We start from the raw sequence: 24,556 nt of genomic DNA, 5'->3' as shown, positions 1-24,556 counted from the left end.
TTAAGAAACTCGAGTCGTCTTCTGGCGTCGAGCTTGCGGGCGTCGCGAAGGAACAAATCCTCCCAGCGTGTCCGCCAAACCGGTCGGTTTCATAGAGTTATTGACCGCTTCTTGTACGGCTTTCTCAACATCAGTCGGAGTTCGAGCTCCTTCCATTCGCAACTGACGAGCGTTAGCTTTTTCTCGGACGGCTTTCATGGCGAGCGTATGATTTATCGGAGCATCGAATCCTCCGGTTCCTTGAATGGGCATGGCAAATTCTTCAATATCATCCGATTCCATCATATCCTCCGTAAGCTCAAAATCATCATCATCATCGAGAAGAAGTTCCTCGTCTTCATCCTCTCCATCTCCGAAATCAAGCGAAGCCGTAGCCGAAGAAGAAGCTCCGTCCGAAGAAGGCATGTTCATACCTTGATCACCGCCTTTATTTTCATGCTGAACCGGAGTGACTACTCCTCCGGAAGGCGCTGTCGGAGTACTTGGAGTACTTACTGCCTTTTTACCTCCTGCTTCAAACATGGTTTGCAAATCACCAACCGTCAAACGCAAGGCTGCCATTTGATTAAATATTTCTTTGGATTCCGAAGTCCCCAAATTCTGAAGCCCTCGAACCGTGTGAACCGTATTCGGAACATTCCATTCCCATTCGGGATGATCTGTCACCAATGTGGTCCTCGCTTCATCAAAAAACTTACGACTGTCCAACACCGGCTTTAATGTTTCATTGAGCAATGCTTGTGAAGCATTCAATTTATTTTTGACCGATAAATTCACCTCTGCATCGCTCGCCTCTTTTCCCAAAGCCGCATGGGCCAAACCCCACACCGTGGAACCTTGGTGGATATCAAGAGAAGGAGAAACCTCATTTAAAGCCACGGAGACAGGGGTCGAATAAGAAATTTTAGGATAAAAAGGAGTACCCAATGTTAAATAATATTGCCAAACATGTTCATCCGCTTGCGCATTGGAAATCAGCATTTCACTCAATGATCGTCCAAAAGAATTAAACGTTGTGCTTAAAGAAAAATTCGGCTTATCCGCATTAGGAACCATCCATGTAGCCTCCGCAGCCGAGACTCTCAAATACTGACTTAGATCAAAAGAAGCTCTCTGTCCCATGCCTATACTACTGACGCGATCAACTGTAAAAGTAGTCCCTGTTGCAGGCATGTCTGTCCCGGAAAGGGCATACACGCCCGGCCTGGGCAAAGGCATGGAAGCGGAAACATCACTAGCACCAGAAGAATATTGTTGAGGGACTTCAGAAATAATAACGAGGCTCGGTTGTTTTGGTCCTGGAGTTGGCTCAGCAACAATACCTGCATCGGCTCTTTCGGAAAAAACAGTAGAAGCTTCCGTTTCCGTGGGAGGTACAGGCCCGACAAAGGAATTCGATGCAATATCTTCGGTTTTTTCCCCTTCACCTTTATTAAAAAGATCAATTAAAGCTTTCCCGGCAACAACAGCACCAAGAAGGCCAACAACGCCAAGAGCAATCCTTCTCCCCCATCGACCAAATTTCGAGCCATTACGTTTTGAAGGGACCACCGCGGAAGAGGCACTATCAACCTCTAAGGCAATACTTGTAATAGGATCATTTCCAGAAAAACTAATAGCTACGGTACTACTACCGCTATTTGCAGCCGTTTCACCCGTAGGTGGAGCCGGCTGAATCAAATCCGCAACACCACCCTGTGGTGATTCATTAACATTTATAGCTTGAACAGCGACGGGAACAATTTCAATCGCTTCACGATCAAATTCCTCCTGAATCGAGCCCAATGCAGGGCTCATTGCAAACACCTGTTGTGTTCCAAGTAATGCTAAATCTTCCGGAAGCGCGCCGTCAAAAAATCCCACTAAATCAATCATTTCCTGAATATGCTGTCCCAAATATTCGGCTATTTCACAAGCAGTCCCTGCAGTAGGCATTGAAGCTAAAAATCCACCCTTTTCTTCAATCGCCGTATCCCCGTTCGCCGAAACCCATAAGGCATTCAAAGGATTCCCCTCCTCACGCATTTGAGCAAACAAGGTATAAAAGCCGACCAAAGCAACCTTTCTTTTTTGCGCTGCTCCCTCCGACGCATCCGTTGATTCCAAAGCTGCCACACCTTGTGCAATCAAAGATTTCAATGAAGCCAAAACATCCGGTGTTGCCTCTGCAGATGAAAGACTCTCCTGCAGCGCAGCAGCGACTTGGTTTCGAGCAAAAGCTAACACACCAGTCCCCAAATTAGCCTCATAACCAACGGCAGTACTCCCACCATGACTACTACTCACTTCAGCAGAAGCCCCCCCCCCTGTTGACGGCACCTCTCCCGGACCACCGGCATTTACTGGCGCACCAGAATTCCCAAAGGAACCCAGCTTTACATCATATAGTGCGGTAGTAAATCTTTTTGTCTGAGCCTTCAAAAAAATAACATTATTAATACGCTCAATTAAACGAGGCAATTCCGTAGAACAAAAAGTCAACATTGCCTCTTTTTGTTGTTCAGTCGCAAGCCTATTTTCCAACGATAAATTTCTCTCAAATGCTTCATACAATGGAGCAATGCTTTCGACCAATGTCCTCAAATCCTGCAATTGAATCGAAAGATTTTCAGGAGAAAAATCCAATGCGGTAAAAGAATCATCTCTTTTAAAAATTCGTCCCAAATAGCTTGTGATCGTTAGAATCAATGCCGCAACCTGAACCTTTAACGTATTTTTATCTATTGTTCTCCATTCGTCCGACAAAATTCCCCGAATCTTTTCATCATTTTTCCATCCTGATATTTGTTTGGGATTCAACTCCATCAAAAATAATGCGGATGCGCGAATACTTTCAATCATCTCTACTTTATTATTCAATGACTGAGCCTTTAATAAAACCTTTCCCAGCAAAGCCAAAACTTCTGTTTTAAGTGCAATAATTTTTTTTTGGGCTTCCCCTTTTTCGACAACCTCACCCTCTAAAGGCTCTCTAAAATGAGCCACAATCATGGCAGCCGATTCTTGTCGTTGACTAACAAGAGACGACCCTGTCGGGCGAAAAGTTTCTTCTCCGAAAACGGCAACCTCCTCTCCCGTCCTCTCATCGACCATAACATTCGGCGCAACAACAAGTAGACCATCTGTATCAGAATCTAACGGCGTATCCTCTTCCATCGCAACCCTAGCTTTTTTCGGAAGAACAACCTTACTTTCCAATCCAGCAAGAGCCCCATTAGGGACTGCCTGCGTAACAACTCTGGTTTTTCCCTTATCAATATTACACGCTTTATCAAATCGTTCTTTAAACTCAACCAAGGTACGATAAGCGGGGAAAAGATAATCATCATAAGCTTTATTCACATAATCCGGAGCCACATATTGTCCTTTTGTCAGACTGTCTATTTTTTCATCTTTATAATAAGCAAATCCTCTGAAAAAATTGGACCGTCTTGCTTTCCTTTTATTAGTAGAAGGATTACTTACATCTTGGGCCCCCAAAATGGCTCCCAACTTCTTCATGCTATCATCAAATTTTGTACAAAAATCTACATTTTCAACTAAAGGCTGCAGATTCCCATTGGGACTAATGTTTTCAAACGGCCCGCCACTCCCAAACATAAGAGTATTTATTTGAGTCAATCGAGCTTCAAGATGCAATCGATTTTTAGAAGCGCCCAATCCTTCGGGAATACATTCTTTTGCACAAACCAATGCAGTTGAAAGCGCTAAAGAGGGCCTAGGAGAAACATCGGTATTAGAGTCGTCAGAAAATTCATTATGACCACCATCATCTATGTTTTCCGATTCTTCCAACGACAAAGATCTCCTTAAAAAATTCATAGTTAAATCAGAGGCCATCCCCTGAGAAGAGACGCCATTTGAGCCGTTTCCCACACAACCCTCACCCGATTCACCTTGTCCTGGTTGTTCGTTAGGAGCCATAAATCATTTAAATTATAATTAGTAAAAAATAGTAACATTAAAGCCATAAAAGTCAAGCGCCCCCCTGTCCATCCAACGAACCCGCTCCTTGACTCTCTTGTAATTTCGCTATTTTTCTAGCCTCCGGGTCAGAATAAGGCGTTCGAACAAAAACACGGGCAGGAGGATAGACAATCTTTTTTTCATCTTTTAGGCCCTCTGTTGCTACTGCTTTTGCACCGGAGCTCACAGTGCTTTTCGTGGACTTTATACGTTCTTCTTTAATCCCTCGTAATTTTCTTTGAATCACTTCTATTAAAAACGTTAATGGATCTTCAAGAACAAACTCTTCCCTATGATCCACGCGCCACGACTCATCGAAAACAGGAACTGCCAAATATAAAGCTTCAGAACAAGGATCACTATCTGGTAATTCCGGGAATTTTAGTCTCTTAAACCCCACTGTCCACCCATTTTCCTCAAACGCACTTTTCATCGCCGCAATCGCCCGAAGCCAAACCGATCGCAAACGCGTGACATTCCCTTCTCCATCAAATCGAGGAGAAGAATCACACTCAACCCTTAATGTCTTCGTACTCAAATCTCCTCGAATTTGCAAAAATTCTTGATCTTTTGTCAACCCTTGAATAAAAATACACCCTTCAAATTGTTGTCCCTCTCTAAAAGTCCCGTCCAAATTTCCAGCCGTACGCACCGTTATACCAGGACTCTCAGGTCTGGGTTTAAAAGCAGTTTGAATATCAAAAGGCACAGAAAAACTCCTGGCTTGATTCACCCGAACAACAATATCTTCCCAAAACCGAGAATCTGTCATTTTCTTATCAATCTCTTCACTCATCACCCTAATTTCACCCAAAGAATAAATTGTGGGCTTAACTTTAACTCCCACTGTTTTGATAGCGTCGGGGGCTTTCGGTTCAGGCTCCTTTTCATAAGCTCGTCTCATAGTTTCATGAGCAAAAGTTAATCTCGCGTTTTCACCGCTTCGTATTTGAATTTGGCCAAAAATTATTCGAATCAAATCTGTAAAACGACCATAATCCTCGTCAACAGAATTAACCTCATGACTTAAAGGAAACGTTTGGGACAAAATTCGAACCTCGGGACTCTCGGGATCATCAAACCGAATTTCAAAATAAATAGGAGTGAGCTCCATCCCTGGGAATTCCATAGCCCCAAAAATAAAATCGGGAGTACTATCCTCTTGAGCTTCACTTAAAAAAAACGGATTAAAAGCAACACGCATTAATGGATTTGTTTCGTCAGGGACACAAATATCAAGATAAGACTTTATGGGAGGGATTTTAATAGATGCCGCCTTCTCTACTGCGATGGGTTCAGCAAGAGCAAATTCCGCAACTGCGATTCTAAGTTCATTTACCATTTCTTCGGCAGCTTCTTTTTCGGAAATTCTTTCTATAAATGCATCCGGGAGCCCTGCTTCCTTGGCTGTAGCAAAAAATTCCAATTTCATTTCTTCGGCAGATCCTTTTTTAAGGATTTTGTTTATAAATGCCGCCGCGAGCCTTGCTCCCTGAGCTGCAGCAATAGCACTGCCCTTTTCTATTACTAATGTAGATACTTTTGAAAAAGTTTTTGCCGACCACTCTTGAAATTTTTCACATGTAAGAGAACTCATCCCTTTTATTCGTGAAAATTTCCCTGCAAAAGCGGGAGTCATCTCTCCATTATGTCCAAGCAACGCGAGGCTTAATCGAACAATATTTGTCCTTAACTCCATCGGGGCATCAACCTCCCGCTCCAACGTCTCCATCCCATCTCTCGTTTTTCGAAAATTCACCCATTTAGATTCCATCTGATCAAGAACAGATTGAAATTGACTCAAAGAATCCATTACCGCTGGTATTTCCATCACTTCATGCACCAAAGATCTTAAAAGACGGAAATCCGAGTCCTTTTTTCGATCGATCTCCCCCATTTTTCCTCCTAATATTGTTCTTATTTCTTCCCGGACAGAATGTTTATCCATCCTTACTCTAACCAAATCCCATTCAACGGCCTCTATAGTTTTTGGGATTGATAGAATTGTTGCCTCATCTGGTATTTTTTTTAATCTCTCTTCTGCCAAAACTCGGAATCTATCAATCATAGAACGTATAAATAAAATATCTATTCCGCGTAACACTTGTTCCTTTAAAGACTGATCATCAGGGGTCAAAGAAGGAACAGGAAGGCCTTCTCCTTCTCCACTAACCATCAATTTTCCAAAGGCGTCAGCAATAGAGGAAATAGTCTTTGGCAATTCTATTCTTGCAGATACTAGTTCACTCCCCTTCCTGCCCCAATCAGAAGAAGTGTCCACTACTACAATATCAACACTCATTTAATATTTTTGATGAAAAGATAAAGGGAGACAAGATAACATTAAATTATAAATTGTCAATACGAGTCCTTCGTTTTCGTCTTAAATAACCCATTTCCGACCCTTTTATTACGAAAAACTTGACGCCAATTATTTCCGGACTACAATAATCCCCTTTTTCAATTTCGGGGAAAAACGGCTCAAGTAAGCCAAAAAATTAATTGGCGCATGAGCCCTTTTTCCCCGGGATCGACCGGGCTTCGCCTTTGGAGTGGATCACGCCTTCGCGTTGGTATCTCTCGAAATCGAGATGAGCCGCGAGCGGTGTTGTCTCTCGTTGGGCCGGAGTTTTGACAACACGGAAGTAATTTGATTCGTTGCCGAAGAAGAGGGATTAAAAAGCTTAATCCTTGTTGTTCGGCAATGAACCCTAATGGTCGGCCCTGCCCGAGATCGGGAGCGTCTCCTACATCTCCACCTTCGCTCTCTCGAGCAGGTGCCGACCATCCTCTTTCTCTTCCGCCTGCCTTCATGTCTTTCCCTTACGTACTCTGCATGGTACGGGTCCTCCAACCTAAGAGAATTCATGAAGGTCAGGCGGATCTTCTCCTACTTCGTTGCTCGTAAAAAAGGGTATACCCTTCCCTTTGATACCTATTTCAAAGTCAGCGGTTAGCAAAATAGATATCACGAGCAACGGAGTTTGAGAGCTTTTTATTTTTACTTCCGTGTTGTCTCTCTTTTTTATGCCCCTTTCGTATTTATGAGCACCCGCTCGTCTCCCCGCACCCCAAACATTTATAGCAACTCCCATTCCGCGTCATCACATCGCCGCACGTGGTACACACCGGCGCATCTTCATTGTTGAGACGAAGCGACAAATTGCTTTGCAAACGTTCAAGTTGCTCCAGAGTCACGGCTCCATCCTCGGATTTTACCGTTTTAATCGATGGAGAAACGCTCACTCCAACGGCTATTTTTTCCCCGCAAGGCGCTTCCGAAACCGTCTTCAACCCTCCGGGTTTTATTGGACGTTGTTCATGAATGGATTCCACCATTTTCTCAAAATTTTCCTGCAAATGAGAATAATCTCGTTTGGCGAGCGTGCCTTCTTCATACGCACGATCCACCAAATCCGCATTGTGATATTTCTTGGCCGTTTCACGCGGTAAAAACTTAAGCGCCATCCAACGACCCAAATAATCCATCAAGGATTTCACCATCGGGATTTCTTGATTTTGTGTCATTCCTGCAGGTTCAAATCGAGAATGCGTGAACTTTCCAACTAAAACCTCGAGCGGCACTCCGTACTGCAAATTGAGAGACACGGACAACGCAAACGCATCCATAATTCCGGACAACGTGCTCCCCTCTTTGCTCATTTTGATAAAAATTTCTCCGGGCTGGCCATCGTCGTAAAGCCCCACCGTGAGATACCCTTCATGTCCTTGAATGCTGAATTTATGAGTGATGCTTCGACGTTCATTTTGCAACTTGCGACGGAACGGCTTTTGGATGAGTTTTTCCACCACAATTTGATGAACTTCTTGAGGCCCGGCTTCGAGCTCTTCATCTCTAAAGTCGAACAACGTCGCCAAATTTCCGGACATCGAAGACGTGTTGAGCGGTTGGCTCAACTTGGACGCATCGCGATACAACGCATTAGCCTTGAGCATGGATTTCCAACTCTTCATATACACATTGCGAATGTCATCGAACGTGGCTTCTTCCGGCAAATTAATAGTCTTGGAAATGGCACCGGAAATAAACGGTTGAGCCGCAGCCATCATACGAATGTGCCCTTCGGGACGAATGAATCGCTTCCCAATTTTCCCGCAACGATTCGCGCAATCAAACACCGGATAATCCTCCTCTTTCAAATGCGGAGCGCCTTCAATGGTCATGGTGCCGCACACAAATTGATTCGCCTTCTCAATTTCCTCGATTGAAAAACCCAAATGTTTCAAAAAGTCGAACTGCGTGTTTTTGATTTGCTCGGGAGTGAGTCTGAGAATTTCCTGACAGAAATCCTCTCCCAACGTCCATTTATTGAACGCGAATTTGAGTTCAAACGCAGTCGCCAATTGCCCTTCCACCGCCAAAATTTGTTTGTCGGAGAATCCTTTGGCTCGCAATTCCTCATGCGTGACCGCAGGCGATCCCGCAAGCGTGCCATGACCTTTCACATAATGAAGAATATCTTCAATTTGTTGTGCATCGTAACCCAAACGTTTCAACGCCGGGGCCAAGGATTGATTCGCAATCTTGAAATAACCTCCGCCCACGAGTTTTTTAAACTTCACCAAGGCAAAATCCGGCTCAATGCCCGTGGTATCGCAATCCATCAAAAGCCCGATGGTTCCGGTCGGAGCAATGACCGTGACTTGCGCATTGCGGAACCCGTTTTTCTCCCCCCAACTCAACGCACGATCCCAAGAATCGCGAGCGCTTTCCAATAAATCTTTGGGACAATGTTTGGCATTGATTCCCATAGGCCGAATGGAAAGATTTTCATACTCGGCATCGGAAACGCGATATGCGGCGCGACGATGATTTCGAATCACACGCAACATGTCCTCGCTGTTGTCTTTATATCGAGGAAACGCCCCGCGAACCTTGGCCAATTCAGCGGACGTGGCATACGATTCGCCACACATAAGAGACGTAATCGCCCCGCAAATCGCCATGGCTTCTTCGCTGTCGTATGGAATTCCTTGGCGCATGAGCAAAGTCCCGATATTGGCATACCCAAGCCCCAAAGTTCGATAATCATAACTGAGTTGAGCAATGGATTCGGACGGAAATTGCGCCATCAAAACCGAAATCTCAAGCACCATGGTCCACAACCGACACGCGTGTTGAAAATTTTCAATCAAAAATTCCTCGGTTTTAGTGTCATAAAATTTCACTAAATTGAGGGACGCGAGATTGCAGGCCGTGTCATCAAGGAACATGTATTCCGAGCACGGATTGCTGGCATTGATTCGTCCGTCTTTCGGGCACGTATGCCATTCGTTGATAGTCGTGTCGTATTGAACTCCGGGATCCGCACACGTCCATGCCGCACGCCCGATGTCTTCCCAAAGATCACGCGCTTTTAACGTTTTGCACACTTTACCATCGATGCGATTCACCAAATCCCAGGTGCCATCTTTTTCAACAGCCTCAAGAAAAGCATTGGTTATACGGATGGAATTATTGGAATTTTGACCTCCAACCGTGGCGTACGCTTCGGAACGAAAATCAACATCGTATTTTCGAAAATCGAAATCCTCGGGCTTCATGCCATTTTCCACCATCATGATCACGCGTTTCACGGTATTGAGTGGAATGTGCGCTTTATGAGCCTCAAGAATAAGCTTTTTCAACTCCATGTTTTTCTCGGGATTCGAGGTTTTAGCAGCCACAGATTCCACAATGGCCTTTAATTTTTCATAACAAATATGCGAACCCGCCACGAGAGCCGCCACTTTTTGCTCTTCCGTCACCTTCCATTGGATGAAATCTTCAATTTCCGGATGATCTAAATCCACACACACCATTTTTGCCGCACGACGCGTGGTGCCGCCGGACTTGATCGCCCCCGCAGCTTTATCAAAAATCCCCAAAAAGCTCATCAACCCGGATGACTTTCCTCCTCCATCCAAGCATTCGGTCCTGCCACGCAATTTTGAAAAATTCGAACCTGTTCCGGAGCCATATTTAAACAAACGCGCCTCACGCATCACGCCATCAAAAATCCCACCCTTATTCACCAAATCATCAGAAATGGATTGAATGAAGCAAGCATGAGGCTGAGGTCTCGTATAAGCATCTTTAGAGCGTTCCAATTTCCCGGTTTTTTCTTCAACATAAAAATGTCCCTGAGAATTTCCTTCAATTCCATACGCAAAATGCAACCCGGTATTGAACCATTGAGGGCTATTCGGAGCCGCGTATTGATTCATCAACATGTATTCCAACTCGGCTTGAAACGCGTCCGCATCGTCTTTGGTCTCAAAATAACCATATTTTTCTCCCCAATGTCGCCACGTGCCGGCCAAACGATACATCACTTGTTTCGAGGACCACTCACTACCCAACATTGGCGTGCCATCTTCATTTTTAAGAGGTTCCCCGGTTTTACGATCCAATTGGGGCACTCCTTTTTTTCGGAAATATTTTTGCGCCAAAATATCGGTCGCCACCTGACTCCACGTGGAGGGCACTTCAAGGTCTTTCATTTCAAACACCGTAGACCCATCCGGATTCGTAATTCGAGACGTGCGCGATTCAAACAAAATACCTTCATAAGGGTCATGACCGGGCTTGGTAAAAATGCGCGCCACTTTCAAGCCTTTTTCACCCACTTCATTGGAAAAAAGATCATCGCGAGATTTCTTGGTGCGAGTATAAGAAGGAGTGAAAGCAGCCATAAAAAGGAAGGGTTAGGAAAACAGCCATCAAAAATAGAAAACCGGCCTCAAATAGGGTCCGAAGCCCAATATGTTGTATGTCTTTTTGAAAAACACACTAAATATTGTGTCGGAACAATAGGCCCCGTAACACCCATCGTCAAGAAATTTTAATGAAATTTTAATGAAATTTTAATAAATGAGCTTGGCAAAAAACCAACTTTTTGTGGAAATATAAAATTGCTCCGAGTGACCACTCACGTAGCCACGCACGAAGCGCCAGCGAAGTGCGCTCCCCGCATTCCTTCCCAGCGAAGTGAGCTCCCCCTCCCCCGCATTTCTACGCACTCTGCGCCTCTTTAAAAAGCGCCTGCTCCGCGTTTCGAACAATACTTGGATACGCTGCCAGCACACGTTCTTGGGCATAAACCGCGTATTCGCCATGACCTTCTAAGAATCGATTCAATAAATCCAACACATACAAAGCCCCGGCATGCGTCACTTTCACGTACAAACGCGCCTTTTCCTCATCTTTTAAAAACGGAGACGCCTCAATCAAACGACAAAAAAGCGTACGCAACCGTTCCGACACCGCGCACGCTTTCTCCGATTCCGACGCCGACTCCACTTCCTTATATAACGTAGAAAGGAGCGACGGGGACCAAAACGCAGCCAAAAGCCAATGCGTGGTCACGTCTTCAATCCCCTCAAGAGTTTCAATAATATGCGCTACTTCATCCGAAATCGTTCCATCACTCTCTTCTTCCGGATCCTCGGGAATGCGATCAATCGCAGACACCAACATAATCCGATAATTATCCTCGGAAAAAGGAAGCAAATGCTTGGCGGAAACAAACGTTTTTAAGGTTCTGGAAAGGACTTTGTCGCAACGTTCCAAGAAATCATATTGAGAATCCTCAATCACGGATTTAGACATGCGCCGGGGATGAGTTTTGGCTTTTAATTTTTTTAAAAAAACCTCCAAAGCCTGAAATTTGAGAGAGTCGAAAAGATTTTCTCCAAGATCAGAAACGCACTCTTGGCCATTCATCGAAGTCTTTTTGCGTTTCATACGGTTTTATATTTATTTTTGGAATTTCTATAAATTATATCAAATTTCTCGAAGAAAAACCATCCTAAACCCACCCTTAAGCCAAAAGTGGACTTTACACACAACACAAAATGATTTCGGGATATTATATTCTCCAACCTGAAGCACATCTCCTGACAAACCCGCCTCGTACGTGTATCTTTCTCTTATGAATCGTGGATTTTTCTCAACCCTCAAAAAACCCATCATTGCCCTGGCCCCCATGGACGGCGTCACCGACCAACCGTTCCGACATATGATGTGCAAATACAGCCACCCCTCGTTCATGGTCACGGAATTTACGGATGCGGAAGGCTTGGCGCACGGCAATTTGCAAAGCTTCAACGCTTTTTATTTTACTCCTGCTGAACAGCCCTTGGTGGCTCAAATTCACGGCATCACCCCTGAAGGATTTTACAAAGCCGCCATCTTAATCGGACATCTCGGCTTCGACGGCCTCGACCTTAATATGGGATGTTCAGACCCTCGCATCATTAAAAAAGGCTCCGGCGCCGCGTTGATTCAAAACCGCGTGCTCGCCAAAGAACTCATTCAAAGCGCCCAAAAAGGGCTCCAAGACTTCGCGAATGGCATCACCGTCGAAGAAGCCGGCATCCATCCCGACATCTTAGCCGCCATCAAAGCGCGCCAAATCCAACCCACTGCCCCTCGCCTCCTCCCGCTCTCCATTAAAACGCGTCTGGGCTTTCACCGAATCGCCATCAAATCCTGGATCCCCTTTTTATTGGAACAAAAACCTGCAGTCATCGCTCTGCACGGCCGCACGTTTGCGCAACTCTATCGAGGCGAAGCCAATTGGGAAGCCATTATGGCCGCGGCCGAACTCGCGCACGAAACCAAGACCTGGCTGTTTGGAAACGGGGACATCAAAAGTTACAACGATGCGATCGAAAAAATAAAAACCTTTGGTGTGGACGGTGTCTTGGTAGGTCGAAGCGTCCAAGGAAATCCTTGGTTTTTCAGCGATCATCAACCCACCCCGGAAGAAAGCATGCTTGCCGCCATCGAGCACACACACTACTTAGAGACTCAATGCCCGGAAATTCATTTTCAACGCATTCGAAAACACCTGGGCTGGTATTGTCACCACCTTCCGGGTTCGCGCAAACTGAGAAACGAGCTCATGCAAGTCGAAACCGCAACTGAAGTCGAAGAGAAAATCAAGAATTTTTTAAAAGGAATTCTATAATTTTGAAAACCAAAAACCTCAAAAACAACCTCTGGAAACTCTACCTGCACGAAGCGTTTGCCGGCATGTTTTTCTCTGTGCCAGTCATTGTTTTGTTTTGGCAAAATAATGGCCTGAGCCTAACCGAAGTCATGATTTTACAATCGCTCTTTGCGATCATGGCCATGATTCTCGAAATCCCCACCGGCTATTTCTCGGATATTTATGGACGAAAAAAAACATTGGTTATGGCCGGAATATGCTTTTTCCTAGGAATTTCCACCTACAGCGTGAGCCATAATTTTCAGCAATTTTTAATAGCCGAAGCGTTTTTTGCACTCGGGGTCGCCCTCTACTCCGGAACTCTATCTGCCTTTGTTTACGATACGCTTCAAGACCTTCATCAAGAAAAATGTTATAAAAAAATCTGGGGCAATGTTCTATTTTCCGGGATGATGGCCCTGGCCATTTCCAATATTTTGGGAGGCTTCATCGCCGCGATTGATTTGAGATACACGTTGTACGCTTCCATCCCCTTTTTCGCCTTATTGATCCCTCTGACGCTCTCCATGCACGAGCCGAAAAAGCATAAATCCCCTACTGAAAAAGGCGCTCCAAAAAAACTACAAACCATCCTAAAAGAAGTGCTTCAAAATAAAAAACTCCAATGGCTGATTGTTTTTTCAGGCGTAATTTTTGCCTTCAATCAATCCGCGTTGTGGCTCTATCAACCCTATTTTAAATTGTCGGGACTCGATGTTATTTATTTCGGCCTTGTATTTGCCAGCTTCCAGATCATGGCCGCCTTTTCATCAAAATACGCGCATAAAATCGAAGCAAAAATCGGGCAAAAACATTCACTGATCATGCTGATATTTCTCCTGGCAGGAAGCTATTTTTTAATGAGCCATTTCGTATTTCTCTTCAGTTTTTCATTCTGTTTTTTACAACAATTCATACGAGGATTTAAAGAGGCCGTCGTAACCGACTACATCAACGCCCTCACCACCTCTAACCAAAGAGCCACCATCCTCTCGGCGGAAAGTTTTGTCGGAAGATTACTGTACGCAATGCTCCTCCCGCTCATCGGCTGGATCGCAAACCTCTACACCCTACCTCAAACCCTCCTCCTCTTGGCTGGGACAAGCCTGGTGTGCGGAGGAGTAATTTTAATAGGGTTGAGGAAAGTGAGAGTGATATAAAAAATACTAACTATTGTTATGTTAAACATAACAATAATCTTTTTTTTATCTGATCAAAATTGCTAAAAATTCGCCTTCGGAATATCTTGCTATTAGCAATCTTTAATTATTCACTAACGCTGTATTTACATCCCTTATATAAACAAACACATGAAACTTAAAGATAGAAGATACGACCTTACAATTCATAAAATTCGCGAATGGCTCCTAAACTCAAACGCAGAGCTTGGAGCCGCCATCTTTGTAAATAAAATAAAAGAAGAAATAACTGAATTCAAAGATGAAGAAATAAATGGCGCAATAAAACATTTAATGGGCAAAAATTTTATTGATCCTTACTCAAAAGAAGATAATTTCACCTTAACTACTATCAAACTAACTTCAAAGGGGCTTGAAGAATGGATCTTCCCAGGAAATTATAACAATCAAAAAAAATTTTCTTATCACACGCGAGTGAAGACAAAAAATTAGCAGGCAAAATCAAAAAAGAGCTAGAAAAATATGGAATTAAAATTTTTCTTGCTCATGAAGACATCCCTGGGACCATCGAATGGCGAGATAGAATTATCACCGAACTATCTACCTGTGGTATTTTTATCGCACTAAGAACTAATACATATAATTTCAAGCCATATACTGAACAAGAATGCGGTTTCGCATTAGCACTTAAAAAAAGAATTCTTACCTTATTTATTGGGACTAAACCTAGAAATGCAGGATTTTGCGAGGCATTTCAAGGTAAAAAATTTAAATCCATCGACACAGAAAAAATTATTAATTATTGCAAACAACAACTATTATAAACTTAACGAGGTTTCCGAATTAATTTCGCCTTATGAACTGAATTTAACAAAAAATCCTCCTTTTCTATTTGTTTTTGAATTTTAATCACTTTAGGACGCAACTCATTAACATAACTACTCATTGTTTGCATTTGTATAATACTCATAAAATCTGGTTCCATTACAAATAAACAATAATTTATATAAAATAAAGAAAGGGCAGTATTTCCAATCGGGTCTGCAAGCCCATAATTACTTGATCCAACTAAATGCAAACTGTTTTGATGTTTATTCATTAACCCTAAACGATAAAAACCTCTTGCCCCGCCATGAACAGCATTACACGACAAATTATAAAAAACACGAAAATCTGAAAAATTAACATATTCTTCTAATTCTCGAAAATTACGATTCGATAAGATTATTTTAGGGATCCACTCAAAGCCATTCATATATTCAAATTCTTTGCCGTATTTTCCGATCAAATCATCATGTTCTTTTTCTATTTTATTAAATTCCTTCCTGTCAAAGGGAAGATACCCAAATTTTTCATAAATCTTTTTATAATCTTTTGCCTCTTTAAATCTTTTAATAGCCTCATGTTCTAAATATCTTTTTGATACTTCATCATTATTCTGCTTTAAAAAGAAAGCAATAACTGCTAGTTCATGAAGGCTCCGCCACCTCGCATTTGCACCATCGGCATAACCAGATTTCAATAAAACAAAAATTTCATTGGATATTTGCAAGGCTCGAGCATGAATTTTTATTAAAACATTTTTTTTATAATAATCATTATTCCTATCAAGTGTTTTAGTTAATTTATTTTTATGTTCTTCCCCTGCTACAATAGAAAACTCAATCAAACATTCCAACAAATCAAGGGGGTCTTTCCATCGAATATAAAGTGCATTCTCAAACTTCCCTCGGCAAATTTTCTGTAAAGGCAACATTCTCATACTAACTCTCATTAATTTTTTAATAATTTTTTTAGAAAATTTAGATAGAACATTTTTTTCGACAATTTTAACCGTTTTTTGAATACTATCAGGGCTTAGAAAAAATGTCTTTTTTTTCACACACACTTCAAGAATCTTGGTTAAAAAAAATAAATTAATATCTTTATTAGATTTTCCAGACTTTCTAATCTCTTTTTCTTTATCTATTAAATATTTTCTCGTTTTATTTATATTTAGAGTGCTTTCTATTTCAGAAATTAATCTAAAAAAATCCGGAAAATCAACTTTTACCCGATTCTTAAATAGAGAATAATATCTCTCATCGAGCTTATATTTCGAGGAAATTGCAAGTTTAATTTTACTTCTTATTTTTTTATATTTATTTTTAATTTTATCTTTTGAAAAATCGAATTCTTCAATATTAGTTTTATTCAAATTAACAAAAAAAATATTAATTAGATTACCATAAAAAAATGATCTAAAAATAGATATAGAAAAGTCCTGAAGTATCCTTGATCTCGAATAGTTATTAAGAAAAGTCACTAGTGCTTTATTTACCCTATCTAAATCATTATAAAATTTGGTTATCATAAACTTGATAAGTTTAATTTAATACCCTTTTCTAAAATCCCTGCGTTTTGTACTCTGCCCCGCCCTTCATTTGACGAAGCTCGGTGAGATTGGTGGTAAAATGCGCTCCATCCACAAACACATCGCTCCAGGGAATTTGACGTTGCACCCCGCCGCTCAAACTGTCCGCAATCCACACGCCATTTTCATCAAACGAATACGCCGCAACTTGATGTCCAATATTTTCACTCCCCACATAATAAGGAATATACAAAACCATGGGATCCCCCATCGCGAGTTTTTTCAAGAAAAATTCCGCAGTCCCGTTGTAGGTAAAAACATCATCCACATCGTATTCGGTTGCAAAATTTTGCGCTTCCTCGGGTGTCCAAATAAACGCGCCATCCCATCCGATTCGATCCTGCATTTCCGATACATTCAAAATAAAATCATACTTGAAAGCCAATACATTTTTCACCGCAAACGTGTAACACCCGTAAGACCAACCGCTCTGCGAATACGCCGGAAAATCCATATCTCCCGGATAATTCGCCGTGAGCCCGGTGGCCAACACATCCTCATACGAAAGATCCTCTCCGGACAACGACGCCACCTCCACCGGCGTTCCGGCCTCATTATTCATGGCACGATACAACAACACACTCATTTGCTTGCGCGTAATCAATTCATTCGGAGAGATATAATAATCGAGCGTATCAAAAAGTCCGCGTTCTTCGGCCTTCATCAAATAGGGATGAAACCAAGCGCTTTCAGCCTGATTATCAGAAAAACGGCTATACTCCAATGTACCCAAATTTTCCCATTCATACGCTTCGCCCACGATTTTAACCGCTTCGGAACGCATAATATTATCCGCGGGATGGAACCCGTCCGGATACCCTTCCACCCATCCCAACCCCTTGGCATAACACACATATTTGGCATACCACTCGTCGTTCACGTCCGGGAAACAATTCCGGTAAAACGTCTCATCCGGTGTCACCCCCAACACGCCTTCCACCACCATTTTTGTAAATTCCGCACGATTGATCAACCCGAGCGGATGAAAAGTCCCATCGCCATATCCCTCCACCACGCCATAATCCGTTAAATACGTAAGCGCCTCAACCGCCGAATCCGTATCATAAACATCATCATACAACGCTCCGGCCTGCGTGAGCGCAGGACTTAAAAAAAGGCCAAACAAAAACAACGAAACAAAAACAGAAAATTTTTTCATAAAAAATTCATAAAAAGTTGATGAATTTCATTTTACCGTAGCTCTACTCAAATCACTATTTTTTCTCTGCGCGCTTCTCCAAAACCGCAACAACCTCCTCCAGAGACACCTTCTTTTCTGCGAGCAAAACCCACGTGTGATAGAGCAAATCCGCAGTTTCTTCAGCCAAACGTTCACGCGTTTCTTCACGAGCCGCACGACAAACTTCCTCAGATTCTTCTTCAACTTTTGCAAGAATTTCAGGAAGCCCTTTTTCAAACAGTGACGTGGTGTAAGAGCCTTTAGGACATTCTTGTTTACGCCATTGGATCAAATCAAACAACGCGCCCAAAAATCCAATCCCGCGACTGTTTTCTCCAAAACAAGTGCGTTCCCCGGTGTGACACGTTGGGCCCATGGGCTCTGCCAAAACGAGGATCGTATCTTGATCGCAATCCACTTTAATATCGCGAACCTTGAGAAAATGCCCTGACTCTTCTCCTTTTTGCCACAACCGTTGCTTGGTCCGACTCCAAAACGTCACGCGTTGATCCGCGAGAGTTTTTTCCACAGCGACTTTATTCATAAAACCCACCATCAACACCTCGCGCGTGGTCACATCCTGAATCACAGCCGGAATCAGGCCGTTCAATTTATCAAAATCGAGAATCGAAGAATTAAAAGTGTTATTGTTCATATTTTTTTAATAAAAGGGTAATAAAAGAATTGCTACGATGATCGCGGGGGCAGGGGGACCCCCTTTTTATATAGAGCAGGAGAAAAATTTCTCATACATACTCCTTTCGTGCTCAAATAATTTTTCACTTCCTGCACCGAAAATTTCCCATAGTGAAACACCGACGCTGCCAAAACCGCATCTGCCCCACCTTGCGCAATCCCGTCATAAAAATGCTCTAACTCCCCGGCTCCACTCGATGCAATCAACGGAATCGTCAAAACGTCTCGCGCAGCCTTCAACATTTCCAAATCATACCCATTTCCTTGTCCATCTTCATCCACGGAATTGAGTAAAATTTCTCCGGCGCCTCGTTCCTGCATCTCTCGCAAAAATTCCACCAAATCTCGTCCCGTATTTTCACGACCGCCTTTGATAAAAATTTCCCAACCACTTTTCGCACGACGAGGCGACACTGAAATCACCACGGCCTGCGATCCGCACAACGCCGCCGCTTCACTCACCAATCCCGGATTCAGCACCGCCGCAGACTCAATCGAAACCTTATCCGCGCCCGCCTGCAATGCATTTTTTACATCCTCAACCGTTGAAATCCCTCCTCCAATCGTGAACGGAATTGAAATCGCCTTAGACACACGCTGAGCTAAATCCGCCACCATTTTTCGTTTGTCGGACGTAGCGGTAATATCCAAAAATACCAATTCATCCGCGCCTTCGCGATCATAAAAAGCCGCCAATTTCACCGGATCTCCGGCATCTTTCAAATTCGTAAAACTCGCGCCCTTCACCACACGTCCCTCTTTAATATCCAAACACGGGATCACGCGTTTTGCCAAAAAATTTCCCTCATAAAACGCTTTTCCCATCACCGCAAAATCCACGCCAACTTGTTGCAATCGTTCCCGATCTCGGAACGAAACCCCTCCGGCCGCAATCCATTTTATTCCCGGAAATTCACGGACCAATCGCGCATACAACTCCACATTCGGACCTTTCATCATGCCATCACTTTCAATATCCGTGCACAAAATCACCGTCACCCCAAGTGTCTTCATTTTCTCCACAAAAATCTCCGGCGCCAAACCCGTTTTTTCTTCCCACCCCGAAATGCACACCTCCCCTCCGCGCACATCCATGGCCACCGCGATTCGCTCGGTCCCAAATTGCTGAATCGCCTGCGCAACCACGTCCGGTTCCTTGACCGCAAGACTTCCAATCAAAACACGAGCCACGCCACTGTTCAATAATTCCTTTATCGCAGACAACGACCGAATCCCTCCTCCAACCTGCACTTTCAAAGAAGTCTGCGCCACGATTTCGCGAATGATTTTTAAATTTTTCAACTCTCCGGCGCGCGCGCCTTCCAAATCAATGATGTGCAACCATTCATAACCCATACGTTCAAACAAACGCGCCATTTGAATCGGCGAAGAATCGTACGACGTACACGCGTCATACGCGCCTTGAGTAAGCCGCACACAGCGCCCACCAATGAGATCAATTGCGGGAATAAAAATAGTTTTTTTCATAACATTGAAATCATTATTATAAGTTTAAAAAGTTACCTAAAAGTTGTTGTCCCACGTCTCCGGATTTTTCCGGATGAAATTGCGTGCCAAAAAAATTATCTTTTTGAATCATGGCCGTAAACGGTTGCCCATAAAAAGCCACGCCCGTCGTGAATTCGCACAACGGCGCCGCATACGAGTGTACAAAATAAAAATACGACTCATCGGGGATATCTTTAATCAGCGGCGATTTTGAATCCGCAAATTTAACTAAATTCCATCCGATCTGCGGAATTTTCAAAGTGGTGGACACTGCCTCCCATCGCTGAATTGCATTAAATTTCTTCACCACTCCCGGCAAAATCCCCAACCCTTTCGTATCCCCTTCCTCGGATTTTTCAAACAAAAGTTGCATGCCCAAACAAATTCCAAACACCGGAACGCGAAGCCCACGAATCGCTTCATCCAACCCGCGTTCGCGAAGCACGGCCATGGTCGCACCCGCGGCTCCTACTCCCGGGAAAATCACTTTTTTCGCCTGCGTCACAATTTTCGGATCGCCGCTGATTTCGTACAACGCATCCAAGCGATCGAGTGCATTGCACACGCTTTTCACATTCCCGGCGCCATAATCAATGACCACTATTTTTTTCATAAATTATTAAAATTAAAAGTTGCCATTTCCATGACCCGCGCAAATCCAAGCATGGCCATGGCTGGAGAATATTTTTTCACATCAAATAAATTCACAGTAAGCAACGGGCAACACAAAAGCGATGAGCGCAACCGGTCTTCCCAATCCGTAGGAAGATCTCCTTGTGCCCGAAGCCACGCCACCAGCGGCTTCAAAACATTTTCCATTTTTGAAGTCAAAAACAATCGTTCCCATTCATCCAACTCATAATTATGAGTGATTTCCACAACGCCTTCACGAATCTTGAAATCAACCTTTATTCGCGTTTCCACTTCTTGCGGAAAATACATCCATCGCGCAAAAACATTGTGAAACAACGGCTTGGTCAAATCCAAAAACGGATCCATTCGCCCCGCATACGCAGGATCAAACAACCGCAGCCCTTTTTCTCCATAAAAAACATTTCCGTTGTGCGCATCCCCATGCCCCACCACGGTAAAAGGAAGTTGCGCTTCAGGCGCCAACAAACGTTTTGCCTGTTCAATCGCTTCACCCAATCTTCCGCAATCTTTCCCATTCACAATCCAACGCGAACGAGCAAGCGAATCAAAATCAACAACCTTCCCACTAAACTCTCGCGATTTTCCTTGATAGAAATCCTGAAATCGCGCCCCATTCAATCGCAAATAAAACAATTGTTGCACCGCAGGAAAAACCGACTTCTCCTTACGCTGAAAACTCCGTTGATACGCCTTAAAAATCTGCTGATCAAACTTGTTTTGAGCTTGAAAAAACGCACCAAAATCAACCTCTTTTTTCTTTTGAAAAGTCTCCCCTGCCACAAGATCAAAAACCGATGCATCCGTAATAAACGGATACACCAACAATTCCCGACCGCGATCCACGCACACATACGCGGGAACAATCATTGGATACCCCGCCTCTTCGAGCATTTTCGCCCCCGCATATTCTCGAATTTCACCCGCAACTTCAATGTGCGTCTTAAAAAAATAACGTTTCCCCTCACTTTCAAATTCGCCTTTAAATGAATTGAGCGACACCGCGGACTGCAAAAATCGTAAATTTTTAGGATTCAATGGAAATTGCGTGCGCAAAAATTCAACCAACGCCTCTTTCGCCTCTTGTTCACGATTTTGTTGGAGCAAGGTATAAATTTGATCCATCGTTATTATTTTTGTCATTGAGTCTAATGTCATAAAATTAAAAATTATTCAAACCTTATCTGAACACTCCTCTTGTGCGCATCAAGCCCCTCGACATCCGAAATCGTCTCCACAATAGACTTCAAATTTTTCAATCCTTCTTTAGTCAACATTTGAAATTCCATTTCTCGTTGGAAAAGTCCCACGCGCACCGGTGACGCAAACGTGGGCGCCACTCCGGTGGGCAAACAGTGATTGGTTCCACTCGCGTAATCCCCCACCGCAACCGGCGCAAAATCGCCAAGAAAAACCGACCCTGCATTTCGAATACGCTTCAGCACCTCTCGCGGATTTTTCATCTGAATTTCAAGATGTTCCGCGGCATATTCATTGGCAAAATCAATCATCGCATCCTCAGACTCAAACACCAAAATCGCACTATACCCTGCCAATGCTTTTTGAATAAAATTTTGACGCTGAAGCGTTTTAAATTGTCGAATAATTTCAGCTTTCACCTGCTCGGCCAACGCACGCGACGTAACAGCCAACACCCCGGCCGAATCCGGTCCATGTTCGCACCGCGACAAAACATCCGCAGCCAAAAATCGAGGATCCGCAGTCTCATCCCCCAAAATCAACGCCTCGGACGGCCCGGACAACATATCAATTCCCACTTTCCCAAACACCTGCAATTTCGCAGCTTGGACATAAGGATTTCCGGGCCCGGCAATGATTCGCACCGGACGAACCGTCTCCGTGCCAAACGTCATAGCCCCAATCGCTGCAATCCCACCCACTCGATAAATTTCATCCGCCCCCGCTTCTTTGGCAGCCACAATGATTTCATAATTAGGAGCCGTGGGAGGAAAAAAAACGGCCACACGAGGCACTCCGGCAGCCTTAGCCGTGACGGTTAAAATTTGCGCCACCGTCGGAAGCGGCGCTTTTCCTGCAGGCACATACAATCCGGCCGCATCCACAGGCACCACACGCACGCCGGTTTTCACTCCGGGCACACTTTCGATCTCCCATTCTTGAGTAATGCGCGACGCCTGTTCCTCATGAAATCGTCGTGAAATTTGAATCTGTTTTCGAATCATCTCAATCACTTCGGGCTTCACTTTCTCGTACGCTTCGGCAATATCCGCCTCACTCACCCGCAAACGACTCAATTCAAACGACGGATCATCAAACTCACGAATATACGCCAACAACGCTTGATCGCCTTCTTTTTTCACGCGATCCAACCACAGGGTCGCCACGCCTTTAATGGCTTCCATATCCGCTTGCGCGCGGCGCATAATGCGGCTTTTTATATCGGGTGACGCAAATTCCCAATCATAGATTTCGATCATAAATTTTTGAGATTAAAAATAAATTAAATTTTTATGAACGGCGAAGGGGCGAGGAGGTCTTTTGGACAATTCCGCAGCGACAATCGGCTTGGTCCCTGCAACGCAGGGCGATTGTCGCGAGGCATACCCCGCATTGCGGGGAGGAGCGAACGAACCGGGGTGGCCAAAAGACCTTCTTGTCCCCGCGCGCCGATGAATTCCAATTTATAAATTTCACTCATATTTCTTTAAATTAAAGGATCATTTTTTCAATCGGCGTCACCAAAATCCCACTCGCTCCCGCCTCCTTCAACTGCTCCATCACTTCCCAAAACCGATCCTCCGGCACTACGGAGTGAATCGCCACCATCCCACGGGTAGCCAACGGCACCACGGTCGGACTTTCCAACCCCGGCAAAATTTTCCGAATCGCATCAAACGCTTTTTCCGGTGAATTCATCATCACGTATTTAAACCGTCGCGCCGCCAACGTGGCCCTCACTCGCATCAAAAATCGATCCAAATCCAATTTTAATTTAGGATTTTTAAACGACGCCACATTTCCAATTAAAAGCGCCTCGGATTCCAACACCACTTCCATAGCCTCAAGCCCATTCGTTTTTAACGTCGTCCCGGTAGATACCAAATCACACACCGCATCCGCAATATTGAGACTCGGCGTGATTTCCACCGAGCCTTTCACCATCACAATCGACGCTGAAATCCCTTTCGTTTTCAACCAACGCTTTAAAATAGTCGGATACGACGTGGCAATCCGTTTCCCTTCAAGATCTTCCACCCGACTCAATTTCGAATCCCGCGGCACCGCCACCGATAATCGACACCGCCCAAACCCCAATCCTTCCTTAATTTCCACTTTCGCATTTTTTTCTTGCAAAACATTGGTCCCCACAATTCCCAAATCACACACCCCATCTTGCACATATTCCGGGATGTCATCGTCTCGAATGAATAAAATTTCAAGATTAAAATTACGACAACTCGAAAAGAGCCGCTCTCCGTACACTTCAAAATCCAACCCGCTCTTTTTTAAAAAATCAATGGTTTGCTCGGTCAGACGACCGCTTTTCTGAATCGCGATTTTGAGACGATCTCCATTGAAACGTTTCATAGATATTAAAGTTAAAGAATGAAATAAATTAAGTGATAACGTGATAAAACATTAAACCAAACGGGAATCAAAAAAGAGCTCAGTGTTGAGCTCTTGGAGAGTAACCGGGTTTCAAGTGTTTACAGTCGATTCAACACCATCCGGTACCCCCCTTCTCCATGATGCAACCAATGAGCGACACGAGTGATCGTGGCCGTACTCGCCCCCGTTTTTTCACTCACTTCACGATAAGGAATTTCTTTATCCACCATTTTAACCACTTGCCAACGTTCGGCCATAGCCTCCAATTCTTTTAAGGTACACAAATCACGAAAAAATTTTTCACACTCACCGGCGGTCCTCAATTTGAGAACGCCCTTAAAAAGATCGGTGGTTTGTGAATTTTTCCAATTTTCAGCCATTTGAATGATTTAAAAATGTTTTCGTGTGCTAAAAC

17 protein-coding genes are annotated in these 24,556 nt (G+C 43.8%); 3 read left to right on the top strand and 14 right to left on the bottom strand.

Annotated features, from left to right (window positions below; all coding sequences use genetic code 25):
- The 4 genes from WC882_05400 to WC882_05385 form a co-directional block, all read right to left on the bottom strand.
- Nucleotides 1–3,924, bottom strand: a complete 3,924-nt coding sequence (locus WC882_05400; GenBank protein ID MFA5843069.1) for a hypothetical protein — start codon at nt 3,922–3,924, stop codon at nt 1–3.
- A gap of 37 nt (nt 3,925–3,961) precedes the next feature.
- Nucleotides 3,962–6,268, bottom strand: a complete 2,307-nt coding sequence (locus WC882_05395) for a hypothetical protein (protein MFA5843068.1) — start codon at nt 6,266–6,268, stop codon at nt 3,962–3,964.
- 740 nt (nt 6,269–7,008) lie between these two features.
- Nucleotides 7,009–10,662, bottom strand: a complete 3,654-nt coding sequence (locus WC882_05390; protein ID MFA5843067.1) for an adenosylcobalamin-dependent ribonucleoside-diphosphate reductase — start codon at nt 10,660–10,662, stop codon at nt 7,009–7,011.
- 319 nt (nt 10,663–10,981) lie between these two features.
- Nucleotides 10,982–11,713 (bottom strand): hypothetical protein, encoded by a 732-nt coding sequence (locus WC882_05385; protein ID MFA5843066.1) that lies wholly within the window; start codon nt 11,711–11,713, stop codon nt 10,982–10,984.
- 187 nt (nt 11,714–11,900) lie between these two features.
- Between WC882_05385 and WC882_05380 the strand changes: the two genes are divergently transcribed.
- From WC882_05380 to WC882_05370, 3 genes are all read left to right on the top strand, one after another.
- Complete coding sequence (locus tag WC882_05380; protein MFA5843065.1) at nt 11,901–12,941, top strand: tRNA-dihydrouridine synthase; 1,041 nt, start codon at nt 11,901–11,903, stop codon at nt 12,939–12,941.
- A 2-nt stretch (nt 12,942–12,943) separates the two neighbouring features.
- Nucleotides 12,944–14,122, top strand: coding sequence for an MFS transporter (locus WC882_05375; protein ID MFA5843064.1), 1,179 nt, complete (start codon nt 12,944–12,946; stop codon nt 14,120–14,122).
- A gap of 150 nt (nt 14,123–14,272) precedes the next feature.
- Nucleotides 14,273–14,593, top strand: coding sequence for a hypothetical protein (locus tag WC882_05370; protein MFA5843063.1), 321 nt, complete (start codon nt 14,273–14,275; stop codon nt 14,591–14,593).
- Between the two features lie 334 nt (nt 14,594–14,927).
- Here the strand turns inward: WC882_05370 and WC882_05365 are convergent, their stop codons facing one another.
- The 10 genes from WC882_05365 to WC882_05320 all read right to left on the bottom strand — a co-directional run bounded on the left by WC882_05365 (nt 14,928) and on the right by WC882_05320 (nt 24,521).
- Nucleotides 14,928–16,298, bottom strand: coding sequence for a DUF5677 domain-containing protein (locus WC882_05365; protein MFA5843062.1), 1,371 nt, complete (start codon nt 16,296–16,298; stop codon nt 14,928–14,930).
- 187 nt (nt 16,299–16,485) lie between these two features.
- Nucleotides 16,486–17,673 (bottom strand): S-layer homology domain-containing protein, encoded by a 1,188-nt coding sequence (locus tag WC882_05360; protein MFA5843061.1) that lies wholly within the window; start codon nt 17,671–17,673, stop codon nt 16,486–16,488.
- Nucleotides 17,674–17,728: 55 nt separating this feature from the next.
- A complete protein-coding gene (gene hisIE / locus WC882_05355) occupies nt 17,729–18,349 on the bottom strand; it encodes a bifunctional phosphoribosyl-AMP cyclohydrolase/phosphoribosyl-ATP diphosphatase HisIE (protein ID MFA5843060.1) in 621 nt (206 codons plus the stop codon).
- Nucleotides 18,350–18,381: 32 nt separating this feature from the next.
- Nucleotides 18,382–19,878, bottom strand: a complete 1,497-nt coding sequence (gene hisF, locus WC882_05350; GenBank protein ID MFA5843059.1) for an imidazole glycerol phosphate synthase subunit HisF — start codon at nt 19,876–19,878, stop codon at nt 18,382–18,384.
- A gap of 16 nt (nt 19,879–19,894) precedes the next feature.
- Nucleotides 19,895–20,512, bottom strand: a complete 618-nt coding sequence (gene hisH, locus WC882_05345) for an imidazole glycerol phosphate synthase subunit HisH (GenBank protein ID MFA5843058.1) — start codon at nt 20,510–20,512, stop codon at nt 19,895–19,897.
- On the bottom strand, nt 20,500–21,693 hold the full coding sequence (locus tag WC882_05340; GenBank protein MFA5843057.1) for a phosphotransferase: 1,194 nt from the start codon (nt 21,691–21,693) through the stop codon (nt 20,500–20,502). The genes hisH and WC882_05340 overlap by 13 nt, the downstream gene beginning before the upstream one ends.
- Before the next feature lie 26 nt (nt 21,694–21,719).
- On the bottom strand, nt 21,720–23,009 hold the full coding sequence (hisD, locus tag WC882_05335) for a histidinol dehydrogenase (protein ID MFA5843056.1): 1,290 nt from the start codon (nt 23,007–23,009) through the stop codon (nt 21,720–21,722).
- 23 nt (nt 23,010–23,032) lie between these two features.
- Nucleotides 23,033–23,230, bottom strand: coding sequence for a hypothetical protein (locus tag WC882_05330; GenBank protein ID MFA5843055.1), 198 nt, complete (start codon nt 23,228–23,230; stop codon nt 23,033–23,035).
- 11 nt (nt 23,231–23,241) lie between these two features.
- Nucleotides 23,242–24,120, bottom strand: a complete 879-nt coding sequence (gene hisG, locus WC882_05325; GenBank protein MFA5843054.1) for an ATP phosphoribosyltransferase — start codon at nt 24,118–24,120, stop codon at nt 23,242–23,244.
- A 119-nt stretch (nt 24,121–24,239) separates the two neighbouring features.
- Nucleotides 24,240–24,521 carry a YerC/YecD family TrpR-related protein gene (locus tag WC882_05320; GenBank protein MFA5843053.1) on the bottom strand — a complete coding sequence of 94 codons (282 nt, stop codon included), beginning with the start codon at nt 24,519–24,521 and terminating at the stop codon, nt 24,240–24,242.
- Nucleotides 24,522–24,556: the final 35 nt, after the last annotated feature.

The sequence above is a fragment of the Candidatus Gracilibacteria bacterium genome, assembly GCA_041658685.1.
Taxonomy (GTDB): domain Bacteria; phylum Patescibacteriota; class Gracilibacteria; order UBA1369; family UBA12473; genus JBAZZS01.
This window is presented reverse-complemented; position numbering and strand designations above follow the sequence as displayed.